Source organism: Paracoccus sp. BR5-17 (assembly GCF_055693925.1).
On record NZ_JBVFUV010000003.1, the window covers coordinates 1,010,506 to 1,025,075 of the forward strand.

Sequence of the window (14,570 nt, forward strand, 5' to 3'; positions counted from 1 at the left end):
GCTAGTCTCCCTTCCTCATGCGGCGATAGATGAACGCGGCGGTGTCCGCCGCTGCGGCGGCATCGGCTTCGGCACGGGCGACGACCTGCCCGTGCAGCGGCGACAGCGAGCAGACCGGATCGGTGGCCCGCGCATCCCCGGCAAGGGCCATCGCCTGGCAGCGGCAGCCGCCGAAATCGACGGTCTTGCGGTCGCAACTGCGGCAGGGTTCGCGCATCCAGCCGGTGCCGCGGAAGGCGTTGAAGCTGTCGGAGCCGTGCCAGATCTCGGCCAGGGGGCGGTCGCGCACGTTCTCGAAGCGCATCCAGGGGATCGACTGCGCGGCGTGGCAGGGCAGCACGGTGCCGTCCGGGGCGACGTTCAGGCCGGTGGATCCCCATCCGCCCATGCAGGCCTTGGGGAAGACCGCGTGGTGGTCTGCGGGGACATAGTCGATGACCATGCGCCCCCGCAGCCGCACCCGCGCGTCGTTGACCACCTGGCGGGCGACGGCCGCCTGGTCGCGGGTGGGCATCAGCGCGCCGCGGTTCAGGTCCGCCCAGCCGTGGAACTGCACGGTCGCCACCTCGATCCGGCGCGCTCCCAGGGCTTCGGCCAGCTCGATCATCTCGGGCAGGCGTTCCAGGTTCTGGCGATGCACGACGGCGTTGATGGTCAGGGGGAAGCCGATCTCCTTCACCCAGTCGGCGAAGGCCATCTTCTTGTCCCAGGATCCGGGATGGCCGCTGATGCGGTCCGCCATGTCGGGGCGGATCCCCTGCAGGGACAGCTGCACGTGATCGACGCCGGCGCGGTCCAGTTCCTCGAGCCGGTCGCGGGTGATGCCGATCCCCGAGGTGATGAGGTTCACATACAGTCCCGCGTCGCGCGCATGGGCCACGATCTGCGCCAGATCGCGCCGCGCGCCGGGTTCCCCGCCCGAGACATGGACCTGCAGGACGCCCAGATCCGCGGCCTGGCGGAAGACCCGGCCCCAGTCGTCGGCCGGCAGTTCCTGCGCCGCCCGGGTCAGTTCGACGGGGTTCGAGCAATAGGGGCAGGCCAGGGGACAGCGATGCGTCACCTCGGCCAGCATGGCCATGGGCGGGCCAGGGGTGACGGGGTTGCCGTCCAGGTCGCGGGGCTGGTGCTGCTGGTCCTTCATGGCTGCCTCACAAAGACCATGCGGCGTTCGATCAGCCCGGTCAGGAAATCGCGCACGTCTCCGGCGATCTGATCGGGCGGCGCGTCGTAGCGCGCGGCAAGGATCCCGACGATCGCCGCCATGCTGCGGCTGCCGTCCAGTTCGCCCAGGATCGCATCGCCGATGGCGTCCAGCTGCATCGCCCGTTCGGGGGCCTGCAGCACGCGGATGCCGCGCACCCGGTCGTCCTGCAGGCGCACCCCGCGCGGCAGATAGGGCACGTCGTCGGCGCCGATCAGCGGGGCCGGTCGGATGGCGGCGGGCTGGGCGGTCATGGCGCCATCCCCTCGCCCGGCCGCCAGGCGCCCGGGGGGATGTTGCCCTCGACATAGCCGTGCCACAGCGCGTCCAGCTGCGCCCACAGCACGTCGGTCTTGAAGGTCAGCGCCGCCGCCGCCGCGTCCTGCTTTTCCAGCGTGTCGGCATGGGTCAGCACGTAGTCCAGGCCGAAGGCCACGTCCTGCGGCGCCTCGGTCAGGCGCTTCCTGAAATAGGCCAGGCTGGTGTCGTCGGCGAAATCGTAATGCGCCAGAAGCCCCTCGATCCGCTGGGCGTGGATCTTCGGCGCGAACAGTTCGGTCAGGCTGGCCGCCACCGCATCCAGCAGCGGCATGTCGCGCACGAAGCGGACATAGGCCTCGACCGCGAAGCGCGTCGCGGGCATCACCCCGACCCCCGAGGCGACATAGTCGGGATCCAGCCCCACCGCCCGCGCCAGGGCCAGCCAGCGGCGGATGCCGCCGCCTTCGTCGATGCCGCCGTCGTGATCCTCGATCCGCTTGCGCCAGTGGCGGCGCAGGTCGGGATCCTCGACGCGCGACATGAAGGCCGCGTCCTTCATCGGGATGCGCGACTGATACATCCAGCGGTTGATGACCCAGGCACGAACCTCGTCCGGGGTGCAGTGGCCGCCATGCAGCCGTTCGTGGAAGGGGTGGCGGTCGTGATACCGCCTGGCGCCGATGGCGCGCAGCCGGGCCTCGAAGTCCTCGCGCGATTGCGGCTGGTTCCGGCCGGGTTCCGACAAGGCGTCCTTCACAGCGTGATCTCCATTCCGTCGCGGCCGATCTGCCAGCCCGCGGCCTGCGCCTGGGCGGCCTGCGGGCTGCCGGGATCGGCCAGCGGGTTCGAGTTGTTCATGTGCACGAAGACCCGCCGGCCCACGGCCGCATCCTTCAGCGCGGCAATCGTCTGCACGACGGGCATGTGGCCCATGCGGCGGCCGGTCTTCTGGCCCAGGCCCATTCGGATCATCTCGTCATCCTCCCACAGGGTGCCGTCGAACATCAGCAGGTCGGCGCCCGCGATGCGGTCCCGCAGCCAGCCGGGCAGATCGGCGCAGCCGGGGATGTACAGCGCCCGCCGCCCCCCGGCCGTCAGTTCGACCCCGACCGTCGTCTCGCCCACCAGGCCCGTCTCGATCACCTCGCCCTCCTGATAGAGCGGCACCTTGCCCGGAACCGCGAACAGCCTGGCGTCCAGGCCCGGCGCGATCCGGACCGCTTCCTCCAGGGCGAGGGGCCTGCGTTCGACCAGATCCCCCCGCAGCGCCGCCAGCATCGGGTTGTCCGACAGCGCCGCCTGGATGGCGGGCGTGGCGAACAGCGCGAAGGGCTGGCTTTCGCGCAGCGTCAGCAGCCCCGCCACATGGTCGATGTCGCCGTTCGTCACCAGCACCGAACGCAGCGGCACCGCGCGCAGCCCCGTCGGATGCAGCGCCGGCGTCGCGGCCAGTTGCACCCGGATGTCGGGCGAGGCGTTCAGGATTGCCCAGTCCACGCCGTCCGCGCTGACCGCGACAGAGCTTTGCGTCATGGCCGGGATCCGTCCGGCGCGCGCGGCGTTGCAGTTGGCGCAGCCGCAGTTCCACTGCGGCAGGCCTCCGCCCGCTGCCGCGCCCAAGACGATGATCCGCATGATCCCCCTGACGAAAAGGCCCCGCCCGATGGTGCCGGACGGGGCCGTTCATGATGCCTGAAGCGGATGCCTCAGAACAGGACCGGTTCGTCCTCGGCCGGGGCGTACATGTTGATTTCCATGCCGCAGGCGATTTCTTTCAGGGTGGGTTTCGTCCAAGCCATGCATTTCCTCCAAATCCACGGCCGCCATCACGGCGACTGCGCTCTATGTTAGAGGAGAGACAACGTCTTTCAACACGACTAAGGTCGCAAGGTAACGGAAAGTTGGCGATCTGGCGCCTGCCTTTGGGAACCTTCGGCAATGTTTCATGCCATTTTATCCGTCTGTCTTGCGGGCGATCCGCAGTCCTGCGGGCCGGTGACGCTGGTCGGCCAGCCCTTCGACGCCGCGGCCGAGTGTCAGGCCGCCGCGCCGCGAATCGGCGCCGATTGGCTGGCCGGCCAGCCGGGCTGGACCTTGGGTGACGTCCGCTGCGCGCCGGCCGCCGAGATGCCCGCGCTGCCCGTCGAGCAGGTCGCCGAAGGGGTCCATGTCCATATGGGCCGGATCGCCCAGTTCGAGGGCAGCCCCGACGGCTGGATCGCCAACCTGGCCTTCGTCATCGGCCGCGACAGCATCGCGGTCATCGATGCGGGCACCTCGCGCCGACAGGGCGAGGCGCTGCTGGCGGCGATCAGGGCCGTCAGCGACAAGCCGATCAGCCACCTGATCCTGACCCACATGCATCCCGACCACAGCCTGGGCGCCGAAGTCTTCGCCGAGGCCGGCGCCCGAATTATCGGGCATCCGCGCCTGGCCGAGTCGCTGCGGGCGCGGGGGCCGGTCTATCTGGACAACCTCACGCGGCTTTACGGGGCGGGGGAAATGGCGGGCACCCGGATCGTCCTGCCCGACACCGTCGTCGCCGACCGCCGCGAGATCGACCTGGGCGGGCGGGTCCTGACGCTGACGGCCGTGCCCGCCGCCCACAGCGACAGTGACCTGACCGTTCTCGACAGCGCGACGGGCACCTTCTTCGCGGGCGATCTGGTGTTTCGCGGCCTGACCCCGATCGTCGATGGATCGCTGCCGGGCTGGCTGGCCTGGCTGGACAGGCCGCGGGCCGAGGGCCCTGTGGTTCCCGGCCACGGCCCGGTCGCCGCCACCTGGGCCGAGGCCGTCGGGCCGCAGCAGGATTTCCTGTCCATGCTGGTCGATCAGACCCGGATGGCGATCCGCGACGGCCTGCCCATGTCCCAGGCCGTGCCGGTCATCGTCGAGGGACTGCGCCCCCTTGCGGGGCTGTGGGCCGCGTTCCCCGAATCGGCCGCCCGCGACGCCACCGCCGCCTACAAGGAACTGGAATGGGAGTAAGCATTTGACAGGATGGACCTTCCTGGGCGACCATCGGCGCAACGGCTCGCACGGAGGTTGCGGGTAGTCGAGGAGGTAAACGTGAAAGCACTGTTCTGCACGACGGCGGCCCTGGCCGCGCTGCTTGCCGGAGGCGCGCAGGCGCAGCTGGTGATCGAGAAGGGAAGCGACGAGCGCATCAACTGGCAGAGCCTCGAGGATTTCGCCGCCGCCCATGCCGACCTCGAGGGCCAGAGCGTCACCATCCTGGGGCCGTGGCTGGGGCCTGACCAGGATCTGTTCACCTCGATCGCCGCCTATTTCGAGGATGCGACGGGCGCGACGGTGAACTATTCCGGCTCGACCAGCTTCGAGCAGCAGATCGTCATCGACAGCGAGGCAGGCTCGCCCCCCGACATCGCGGTGCTGCCCCAGCCGGGCCTGGCCGCGGATCTGGCCGCCAGGGGCCATCTGCGCGACCTGGGCGAGGAGACCGCGCAATGGGTGCGCGAGAACTACGCCGCGGGGGAAAGCTGGGTGGAACTCAGCAGCTATCCGGGCCCGGACGGGACCGAAAGGTTCTTCGCCTTCCCCTACAAGGCCGACGTGAAGTCGCTGGTCTGGTATGTCCCCGAGAACTTCGAGGACGCCGGATACGAGGTCCCCGAAACCTACGAGGATCTGAAGGCGCTGACCGAACAGATCGCCGCCGACGGGGAAACCCCCTGGTGCATCGGCCTGGCGTCGGGCGGCGCGACGGGCTGGCCCGCGACCGACTGGGTCGAGGATCTGATGCTGCGCCTGAACACCCCCGAGGATTACGACGCCTGGACCACCAACGCGCTGCCCTTCAACGATCCCAAGGTCGTCGCGGCCATCGAGGAATTCGGCTGGTATGCCCGGAACGACGATTTCGTGGCGGGCGGCGCGGCCTCGGTCGCCTCGAACGACTTCCGCGAAAGCCCCGCCGGGCTGTTCGAAAGCCCGCCCGCCTGCTACATGCACCGGCAGGCCAGCTTCATCCCGTCCTTCTTCCCCGAAGGCACCGTCGAGGGCGAGGACTACGACTTCTTCTATTTCCCCGCCCCCGCCGACGGCAGCTTGGGCCAGCCGGTCCTGGGCGGCGGCACGCTGTTCGGGGTCTTCACCGACAACCCGGTGGCGATGGCCTTCATCGAGTTCCTCAAGACGCCCGCCGCGCACGAACTGTGGATGGCGCAGTCGGGCTTCGTCACGCCCTATAGCGGCGTCAACATGGACGCCTATGCCAGCGAAACGCAGCGCAACATGGGCCAGATCCTGCTGGACGCCACCACCTTCCGCTTCGACGGCTCGGATCTGATGCCCGGCGCGGTCGGGGCAGGGGCCTTCTGGACGGCGATGGTCGATTTCGTCGGCGGCGCCTCGGCGCAGGAGGTCGCGGACCGCATCCAGCAGACTTGGGCCACGCTGAACTAGGCCGTCGAACTAGGCCATCGGCGCGGCGGGCGATCCGCCGCGCCCCACCGCGGGAGGGTACCTGAATGGAACTGTTCTGGCTGGCCGTCAGCACCATCGCCGTCGGCGTGTTCGGCTGCGTGGCCTGGTTCTGGGGATCGAACTGGGTCCTGGACCGGATCTATCCGGCGCGCGGGCCGAACGCCGGCGACAACATCCGCAAGGCCGGCCAGATCCGGCCCTGGCTGTTTCTGGGACCGGCGATCCTGTTTCTGGGCGTCTATCTGGTCTATCCCATCTTCGACAGCCTGTGGCGGTCGCTGCACGATGCGGGCGGCAGCGACTTCGTCGGCCTGTCGAACTATGCCTGGCACCTCGAGGACGCGAAGTTCCGCGAATCCATGCGCAACAACCTGCTGTGGCTGCTGGTGGTGCCGGCGCTGTCCACGCTGTTCGGTCTGATCGCCGCGCAACTGACCGACCGGCTGAAATGGGGCAACATCGGCAAGTCGCTGATCTTCATGCCCATGGCCATCAGCTTCGTGGGCGCGGGCGTGATCTGGAAGTTCATCTACGAATACCGCGCCCCGGGCGAGCCGCAGATCGGGCTGCTGAACGCCATCGTGCAGGCGCTTGGCGGGGATCCGCAGCTGTGGCTGACGCTGATCCCCTGGAACAACTTCTTCCTGATGATCGTGCTGGTCTGGATCCAGACGGGCTTCGCCATGGTGATCCTGTCGGCCGCGCTGCGCGGCATCCCCGAAGAAACCATCGAGGCGGCAATCCTGGACGGCGCCTCGGCCTGGCAGGTGTTCTTCAAGATCAAGGTGCCGCAGATCATGGGCACCATCGCCGTCGTCTGGACCACCATCACCATCGTCGTGCTGAAGGTCTTCGACATCGTCTTCGTGATGACCAACGGGCAATGGGGCACGCAGGTGCTGGCGAACCTGATGTATGACTGGATGTTCCGCGGCACCCCGGACTATGGCCGGGGATCGGCCATCGCCATCATCCTGATGATCCTGGTCACCCCCATCATGATCTGGAACATCATCAACGCGCGGCGGGAGGTGCGCTGATGGACGGCATGGCCGGACAGAAATCCTCGCTGGCCTGGGCGGTCAACATCGCCGCCCTCCTGCTGGTGCTGCTGTGGACGATCCCGACGCTGGGCCTGCTGGTGTCGTCCTTCCGCGACCGCGACCAGATCCTGACCTCGGGCTGGTGGCAGTCCTTTTCCCCGCAAGAGGCGACCGGCTTCGTCAGGACCGGCACCGGCGAGGACGCGGTCGAGCAGGACGGCCGGTACGTGATCGAGGGCAGCGTGCTGGAGGAAGGCCAGACCCTGATCGCCTGGGGCACCGGCGCCCGCGAGCCGGGCGCCTACCAGCCCGGCGAGACCGCCGAGATCGGCGAGGGCTGGCAGGTGACGGTGGCCGAGGACGGCACCTACCGCATGACCTCGGACAGCCCCTTCGAGATGCGGCGGGGCGAGCGCATCTTCGTCACCACCGGCGCGCCCGCCCGTCTGACCACCGAGAACTACGGCCGCGTCCTGGCCGCCGAAGGGCTGGGCCGGGCCTTCATGAACACCCTGACGGTCACCATCCCCGCCACCGTCATCCCGATCCTGATCGCGGCCTTCGCCGCCTATGCCCTGGCCTGGATGGAGTTCCCGGGCCGGGCGCTGCTGACCGCCGCCGTGGTGGGGCTGCTGGTGGTGCCGTTGCAGGTGGCGCTGATCCCGCTGTTGCGGCTGCACAACGAACTGGGCATCGGCAAGGGGTATCTGGGGATCTGGCTGGCCCATACCGGCTTCGGCCTGCCGCTTGCCGTCTATCTTCTGCGCAACTACATGGTCGGCCTGCCGCGCGAGGTGATCGAAAGCGCCCGGGTGGACGGCGCCACCGAATTCCAGATCTTCCGCAAGATCATCCTGCCGCTGTCCTTTCCGGCCCTGGCCAGCTTCGCGATCTTCCAGTTCCTGTGGGTCTGGAACGACCTGCTGGTGGCGACGGTCTTTCTGGGCAACACGCGCGAACAGCTGGTCATGACCGGCGTGCTGCGCGAGCTGATGGGCTCGAGGGGCGGGGAATGGGAAATCCTCGCCACCTCGGCCTTCATCTCGATCGCGGTGCCGCTGATCGTGTTCTTCGCGATGCAGAAATATCTGGTCCGCGGCCTTCTGGCCGGCTCCGTGAAGGGTGGCTGAGCCTTGGCGGAAGCGTCCTGGGCAGAACGGGACCGCCGGCCGGTGCGGCGGGTCCGGATCATCGAGGGATAGGGTTCAAGAGGGGGACGCCAATGGCGGATCTGAAACTGACCGATGTCGCCAAGTCCTATGGCGAGGTGAATGTGCTGCGCAACATCAACCTCGACATCCGGTCGGGCGAGTTCGTGGTCTTCGTCGGCCCCTCGGGTTGCGGCAAGTCCACGCTGCTGCGGATGATCGCGGGGCTGGAGCGCATCAGCGGCGGCACGCTCGAGATCGACGGGCAGCGGATGAACGACATCCCGCCCAGCCAGCGGGGCATCGCCATGGTGTTCCAGTCCTACGCGCTCTATCCGCACATGACGGTGCGCGACAACATGGCCTTCGCCCTGAAGATCGCCGGCAAGTCCAGGGCCGAGGTGCAGGAGGCCACCGAGCGCGCCGGGCGGATGCTACAGCTGACGCCCTATCTGGACCGGCTGCCCAAGGCGCTGTCGGGCGGGCAGCGCCAGCGGGTCGCCATCGGCCGGGCGATCGTGCGCGACCCGAAGGTGTATCTGTTCGACGAGCCGCTGTCGAACCTGGACGCCGCCCTGCGCGTCGCCACCCGCATCGAGATCGCGCAGCTGAAGGCCTCGATGCCCGACCGCACGATGATCTACGTCACCCACGATCAGACCGAGGCGATGACGCTGGCCGACCGCATCGTGGTTCTGGCCGGCGGCGGCATTGCCCAGGTGGGCGCCCCGCTGGAGCTTTACGAGCGCCCGGTCAACGAATTCGTGGCCCAGTTCATCGGCAGCCCGGCCATGAACCTTCTACCCGGCCGCGTCACCGCCACCGGCCCCATGACCACCGTGCAGCTTGACGGCGGCGGCACGGCCCGCGTGGCCATTCCGACGCGGGCGGGCGATCGGGACATGCCCGTGAACATCGGCGTGCGCCCCGAGGACATGCGCGAGACCGAAGGAACGCCGGTCTTCGAGGGGACGGTGGACCTGACCGAGGCCCTGGGCGAGGTGACGCTGCTGTATTTCGGCACCCAGGCCGACACCGTGCCGGTCATCGCCAAGCTTCCGGGCATCCATCCCGGCCTCAAGGGCCGCCGGGTGCGGCTGACCGCGGATCCCCAGGCGCTGCACCTGTTCCACAAGGGGCAGTCGCTGCTGTATCGCGACGGCGCCGACAGCCTGCCGCCCTATCAGCCGCGCATGGCCGCGCCATCGGGCAGTCCGGGCGGCACCCCCGCCGGCCGGGACGACGGCGGCGGCCGGATCGAAGACGGGCTCATCAAGCCCGAAGGTCCGGTGCGCTGATCGGCCCCGGCCCGCCTGCGACCAAAGTCTTGAATTGCGCGGTGCCGGATCCGCGCTAGTCTTCCTTTGGGAGAGGACCGATGACACAGCGCAGCCATGCCGACCTTGTTGCCCAGCAGTCGCAGTCGCCATCCGCGACCTCTGCCCTGGCCGCGTCCTGGCGGCGCTCGCTTCTCAAGCACGGGCTGGACCCGTCTGACCGCCGCCGCCCCGACCACCTGACGGCGGACGAACTGGCCCGGCGGCGCCAGGTCATGGAACAGTTCCTGCGGGTCGCCGCGCCGCAGCTGGACCAGTTGTTCGGGCTGGTCGGGCTGTCGGGCTGCAACGTGCTGCTGACCGATGCCGAGGGCGTGGTGCTGGACCAGCGGGTGAACGAGGCCGAGGCCGAGCAGTTCCGCGACTGGGGGCTGTGGCAGGGCACCGTCTGGTCCGAGGCGGCGCAGGGCACGAACGGCATCGGCACCTGCCTGGCCGAGGGGCGGCAGGTCACCATCCACCGCGACGAACATTTCCACACCCGCAACACCGCCATGTCCTGTATGGATGCGCCGATCTGGGGCCCGGACGGGCGGCTGCTGGCCGCGCTCGATGTCAGTTCGGCCCGCGCCGACCAGACCGAACGCTATAACCGCCTGATCGGCGCGCAGGTGGCCCAGACCGCCCGCGCCATCGAGGCGGTGTTCTTCCGCGCCAGCTTTCCGCAGGCGCGCATCATCGTCGCCTCGGACGACAGCGCCGAAGCGGCGGTCCTGCTGGCGGTGGACAAGGACGACCTGGCGATCGGCGCCACCCGCGCGGCCCGCCGGGCCCTGGGGCTGGAGCGCGAGGGGGCGATCCGGCCCCGCCCGGCCGCCGACCTGCTGGGGCGCGAGGACGACCTGACCGGCTTCGACCGGGCCGAGCGCGCGGCCGTGGCGCGGGCCCTGGCGCGGGCGGGCGGCAACGTTTCGGCCGCGGCGCGCGCCTTGGGGGTTGGGCGGGCCACGCTCTATCGCCGGATGGGGCGGCTGGGGCTGGCGGAAAAAATCCCTGACTGTCTCAATCGTGAGACAGCTTCACCGCCCGTCCGGGCGCGAAGCTGTTGCAACGAATCGCGCGACTGACGACCTTGTGGCCATGCCCGGAGGAGGGAGACTCCGGGGGTTTTCCAGAGGAGGAAGCTATGCCGAACGACCAGACGCATGAATTCCGCGGCGTGGGCGTGATGCCCTTCGCCAAACGCTACGACAACTTCATCGGCGGGCAGTGGACCGCACCGAAATCCGGCAAATACTTCACCAATACCACCCCCATCACCGGCGCCGAGATCGGCGAGATCGCCCGGTCGAACGCCGACGACATCGAGGCGGCGCTTGATGCCGCCCATGCCGCCAAGGACAAGTGGGGCCGCACCTCGGCGGCCGAGCGGGCGCTGATCCTGAACCGCATCGCCGACCGCATGGAACAGAACCTGGAACTGCTGGCCACGGCGGAAACCTGGGACAACGGCAAGCCGATCCGCGAGACGATGGCCGCGGACCTGCCGCTGGGGATCGACCACTTCCGCTATTTCGCCGGCGTGCTGCGCGCCCAGGAAGGCGGTATCTCGGAAATCGACCACGACACCGTCGCCTATCACTTCCACGAGCCCTTGGGCGTGGTGGGCCAGATCATCCCCTGGAACTTCCCGCTGCTGATGGCGGTGTGGAAGCTGGCCCCCGCGCTGGCCGCCGGCAACTGCGTGGTGCTGAAGCCGGCCGAACAGACGCCCGCCAGCATCATGGTCTTCGTGGGGCTGATCGCCGATCTGCTGCCCCCGGGGGTGCTGAACGTCGTCAACGGCTTCGGTCTGGAAGCGGGCAAGCCGCTGGCCTCGAACCCGCGCATCGCCAAGATCGCCTTCACCGGGGAAACCACCACCGGGCGGCTGATCATGCAGTACGCGTCCGAGAACCTGATCCCCGTGACGCTGGAACTGGGCGGCAAGTCGCCCAACATCTTCTTCGAGGATGTCGCGCGCGAGGATGACGATTTCTTCGACAAGGCGATCGAGGGCTTCGTGATGTTCGCGCTGAACCAGGGCGAGGTCTGCACCTGCCCGTCGCGCGCGCTGATCCACGAATCGATCTATGACCGCTTCATGGACCGCGCCCTGAAGCGGGTCGAGGCGATCGTGCAGGGCGATCCGCGCGAGGCCGCGACCATGGTGGGGGCGCAGGCCAGCAGCGAGCAGAAGGAAAAGATCCTCTCCTACTTCGACATCGGCCGCAAGGAAGGTGCCGAGGTGCTGATCGGCGGCGAGGCCGCGGATCTGGGGGGCGAGCTGTCGAACGGCTATTACATCAAGCCGACCGTGTTCCGCGGCAACAACAAGATGCGCATCTTCCAGGAGGAAATCTTCGGCCCGGTGGTGTCGGTGACGACCTTCAAGGACCAGGACGAGGCGCTGTCGATCGCCAACGACACGCTTTACGGCCTAGGCGCGGGCGTCTGGTCGCGCGAGGCCAACACCTGCTACCGCTTCGGCCGGGCGATCAAGGCCGGCCGGGTCTGGACCAACTGCTATCACGCCTATCCGGCCCATGCGGCCTTCGGCGGCTACAAGCAGTCGGGCATCGGACGCGAGAACCACAAGATGATGCTGGACCACTATCAGCAGACCAAGAACATGCTGGTCAGCTACAGCCCGAAGAAGCTGGGCTTCTTCTGATCCGGCAGGGCAGGGGGCGGGGCCTGCGCGGGCCCGCCCCCTGCGCGCAACCAACGACCGCCCGTGGCGTTGATCCCCGAAGCCATCCCGCTTTCGGAAAACAGTCATCATGCCCAAGGATGCCGTCATCTCGGACCCGCGCGACGCCGCAAGGGAGGCAGGGCTGGTCTATGTCAACGACGACATGCCCGGCATCACCCGCGTCAGGTCCGGCAAGGGGTTCCGCTATCGCGGCCCGGATGGAAAGACCATCACCGACAAGGCCGAACGTCAGCGGCTGGCCTCGCTGGCGATACCGCCCGCCTATACCGATGTCTGGATCTGCCCCGATCCGCGCGGCCATATCCAGGCCACCGGGCGCGACGACAAGGGGCGCAAGCAATACCGCTACCACCCCGATTTCCGTGCCGTGCGCGACAGCGCCAAATACGACCACATGCTGGAATTCGCCCATGCGCTGCCGCAGATCCGCGCGCGCGTGGACGCCGACATGTCGCGCCGCGGAATGCCTGCCGAAAAGGTCCTGGCGACGGTCGTGCATCTGCTGGAAAACACCATGATCCGGGTGGGCAATGCCGATTACGTCAAGCAGAACAAGTCGCACGGCCTGACCACGCTGCGCGACCGGCACGTGACCTTCGACGGCAACGAGATCCGCTTCCGCTTCAAGGGCAAGTCCGGCAAGGAATGGAACCTGGGCCTGCGCGACCGCCGCGTGGCCCGCATCGTGCGCGCCGCGCAGGAAATTCCCGGCCAGCACCTGTTCCAATATCTGGACGAGGACGGCCAGCGCCAGAAGGTGACCTCGACCGAGGTGAACGCCTATCTGCGCGAGATCTCGGGCCAGAACATCACCGCCAAGGACTTCCGCACCTGGACCGGCACGGTGCTGGCCGCCCTGGCGCTTGCGGAATACGAACGCTGCGACAGCCAGGCCGCCGCCAAGCGCAACATCCGCGAGGCCATCGAGCGCGTCGCCAGCCGCCTGGGCAACACGCCCGCGATCTGCCGCAAATGCTATGTCCATCCGCAGGTCATCGACGCCTATCTGGCGGACGAGTTGAAGCTGGAACTGCGCGAGGAAATCGAGGACGATCTGCAGCAGTCCGGCCTGCGTCCCGAGGAGCGGCGGGTTCTGGAGTTCCTGAAGAAGAGGCTGAAGGCATGAGCACCGTCACCGCCACCCCTGCCGCCCTTGAACTGATCGCCGAAATCGTCGCCGAGCACGGCCCCGTCCTGTTCCACCAGTCGGGCGGCTGCTGCGACGGATCCTCGCCCATGTGCTATCCGCAGGGCGATTTCCGGGTGGGCGAGCGCGACGTGAAGCTGGGCGAGATCGGCGGCGCGCCCTTCTATATCAGCGCCAGCCAGGCCGAGGCCTGGGCGCATACCGACCTGATCATCGACGTGGTGCCGGGGCGCGGCGGCATGTTCAGCCTGGACAACGGGCGCGAGAAGCGGTTCCTGACCCGTTCGGAAATCTGCCGGATCTGACGGGCCGCCATTGGCAGCAGGGCCTCGGCCCCCTATAAGCCGCTGCACATCGGGCAGGGGACGGGACATGTCATACAGCGTTTTCATCGACGGCGAGGCGGGCACCACGGGCCTGCAGATCCGCGAGCGGCTGGATGCGCGCGACGACATCCGCCTGATCGCGGTCGATCCCGCGCGGCGCAAGGATGCCGATGCCCGGCGCGAGGCCTTCGATCAGGCCGATGTGGCGATCCTGTGCCTGCCAGACGACGCCGCGCGCGAGGCGGTGGTGCTGGCGCGCGATCTGGACACGCGGATCATCGACGCCTCTACCGCGCATCGGGTGGATCCGGACTGGACCTTCGGCTTTCCCGAACTGGATGCCGGCGCCCGCGCCCGGATCGCCGGGGCGAGGCTGGTCAGCAATCCCGGCTGCTATTCCACGGGCGCCATCGCCATCATCGCGCCGCTGGTCGCCGCGGGCCTGATCGCGCCCGACGAACCCCTGACCATCAACGCCGTCAGCGGCTATACCGGCGGCGGCAAGGCGCTGATCGCCGAATACGACAGCGGCAAGGCCCCGGCGCATTTCGTCTATGGCCTGACCCAGCGGCACAAGCACATCCCCGAGATCATGGCCCGCGCCGGCCTGTCGCGCCAGCCGATCTTCGCGCCGGCGGTGGGCAACTTCGGGCAGGGCATGGCCGTGCAGGTGCCGCTGTTCCTGGACGACCGGCGCAGCCTCGACAGCCTGCTGGCGGCCTTGTCCGACCACTATGCCGGGCAGCGCTTCATCGAGGTTGCCCGGGAAACCGGCGCGCGCATCGTGCCGACGGACCTGAACGGCACCAACCGGCTGCGCATCACCGTCCAGGGCGACGCCGAGAACGGCTGCGCGACGGTGGTGGCGGTGCTGGACAACCTTGGCAAGGGCGCCTCGGGGGCGGCGGTGCAGAACCTCAACATCATGCTGGGCGTGGATGAGGGGTCGGGCCTCTAGGC

At 68.5% G+C, this 14,570-nt stretch carries 15 protein-coding genes; 10 read left to right on the plus strand and 5 right to left on the minus strand.

Annotation, left to right across the window (positions count from 1 at the left end):
• Position 1: 1 nt before the first annotated feature.
• The 5 genes from pqqE to pqqA form a co-directional block, all read right to left on the minus strand.
• On the minus strand, positions 2 to 1,144 hold the full coding sequence (pqqE, locus tag ACZ1HC_RS06385; RefSeq protein ID WP_472699235.1) for a pyrroloquinoline quinone biosynthesis protein PqqE: 1,143 nt from the start codon (positions 1,142 to 1,144) through the stop codon (positions 2 to 4).
• Entirely contained in the window at positions 1,141 to 1,458 is a 318-nt protein-coding gene (pqqD, locus tag ACZ1HC_RS06390) for a pyrroloquinoline quinone biosynthesis peptide chaperone PqqD (RefSeq protein WP_472699236.1), read from the minus strand. Before pqqD ends, pqqE begins: the two co-directional genes overlap by 4 nt.
• Positions 1,455 to 2,222, minus strand: coding sequence for a pyrroloquinoline-quinone synthase PqqC (gene pqqC, locus ACZ1HC_RS06395; protein WP_472699237.1), 768 nt, complete (start codon positions 2,220 to 2,222; stop codon positions 1,455 to 1,457). The genes pqqD and pqqC overlap by 4 nt, the downstream gene beginning before the upstream one ends.
• Positions 2,219 to 3,100 (minus strand): pyrroloquinoline quinone biosynthesis protein PqqB, encoded by an 882-nt coding sequence (gene pqqB, locus ACZ1HC_RS06400; RefSeq protein WP_472699238.1) that lies wholly within the window; start codon positions 3,098 to 3,100, stop codon positions 2,219 to 2,221. Before pqqB ends, pqqC begins: the two co-directional genes overlap by 4 nt.
• 71 nt (positions 3,101 to 3,171) lie before the next feature.
• Positions 3,172 to 3,264, minus strand: coding sequence for a pyrroloquinoline quinone precursor peptide PqqA (pqqA, locus tag ACZ1HC_RS06405; protein WP_076522366.1), 93 nt, complete (start codon positions 3,262 to 3,264; stop codon positions 3,172 to 3,174).
• A gap of 139 nt (positions 3,265 to 3,403) precedes the next feature.
• On the opposite strand from pqqA, the gene ACZ1HC_RS06410 reads away from it, so the two are divergent.
• The 10 genes from ACZ1HC_RS06410 to argC all read left to right on the plus strand — a co-directional run bounded on the left by ACZ1HC_RS06410 (position 3,404) and on the right by argC (position 14,568).
• Positions 3,404 to 4,456, plus strand: coding sequence for a quinoprotein relay system zinc metallohydrolase 2 (locus tag ACZ1HC_RS06410; protein ID WP_472699239.1), 1,053 nt, complete (start codon positions 3,404 to 3,406; stop codon positions 4,454 to 4,456).
• Positions 4,457 to 4,537: 81 nt separating this feature from the next.
• Positions 4,538 to 5,893: an ABC transporter substrate-binding protein gene (locus ACZ1HC_RS06415; protein ID WP_472699240.1), complete on the plus strand. Its 1,356-nt coding sequence runs from the start codon at positions 4,538 to 4,540 to the stop codon at positions 5,891 to 5,893.
• A 65-nt stretch (positions 5,894 to 5,958) separates the two neighbouring features.
• Complete coding sequence (locus ACZ1HC_RS06420) at positions 5,959 to 6,954, plus strand: carbohydrate ABC transporter permease (protein ID WP_472699241.1); 996 nt, start codon at positions 5,959 to 5,961, stop codon at positions 6,952 to 6,954.
• Positions 6,954 to 8,087 carry a carbohydrate ABC transporter permease gene (locus tag ACZ1HC_RS06425; RefSeq protein WP_472699242.1) on the plus strand — a complete coding sequence of 378 codons (1,134 nt, stop codon included), beginning with the start codon at positions 6,954 to 6,956 and terminating at the stop codon, positions 8,085 to 8,087. The genes ACZ1HC_RS06420 and ACZ1HC_RS06425 overlap by 1 nt, the downstream gene beginning before the upstream one ends.
• A gap of 92 nt (positions 8,088 to 8,179) precedes the next feature.
• Positions 8,180 to 9,403: an ABC transporter ATP-binding protein gene (locus ACZ1HC_RS06430; RefSeq protein ID WP_472699243.1), complete on the plus strand. Its 1,224-nt coding sequence runs from the start codon at positions 8,180 to 8,182 to the stop codon at positions 9,401 to 9,403.
• 80 nt (positions 9,404 to 9,483) lie between these two features.
• The gene (locus tag ACZ1HC_RS06435) at positions 9,484 to 10,509 is read left to right on the plus strand and encodes a GAF domain-containing protein (RefSeq protein ID WP_472699244.1); all 1,026 of its coding nucleotides are present in this window, start codon (positions 9,484 to 9,486) and stop codon (positions 10,507 to 10,509) included.
• A 59-nt stretch (positions 10,510 to 10,568) separates the two neighbouring features.
• On the plus strand, positions 10,569 to 12,095 hold the full coding sequence (gene adh, locus ACZ1HC_RS06440; RefSeq protein ID WP_472699245.1) for an aldehyde dehydrogenase: 1,527 nt from the start codon (positions 10,569 to 10,571) through the stop codon (positions 12,093 to 12,095).
• 109 nt (positions 12,096 to 12,204) lie between these two features.
• Positions 12,205 to 13,263 carry a DNA topoisomerase IB gene (locus ACZ1HC_RS06445; RefSeq protein WP_472699246.1) on the plus strand — a complete coding sequence of 353 codons (1,059 nt, stop codon included), beginning with the start codon at positions 12,205 to 12,207 and terminating at the stop codon, positions 13,261 to 13,263.
• A complete protein-coding gene (locus ACZ1HC_RS06450; protein ID WP_472699247.1) occupies positions 13,260 to 13,589 on the plus strand; it encodes a DUF779 domain-containing protein in 330 nt (109 codons plus the stop codon). Before ACZ1HC_RS06445 ends, ACZ1HC_RS06450 begins: the two co-directional genes overlap by 4 nt.
• A gap of 67 nt (positions 13,590 to 13,656) precedes the next feature.
• Positions 13,657 to 14,568, plus strand: coding sequence for an N-acetyl-gamma-glutamyl-phosphate reductase (gene argC, locus ACZ1HC_RS06455; RefSeq protein ID WP_472699248.1), 912 nt, complete (start codon positions 13,657 to 13,659; stop codon positions 14,566 to 14,568).
• Positions 14,569 to 14,570 lie beyond the last annotated feature (2 nt).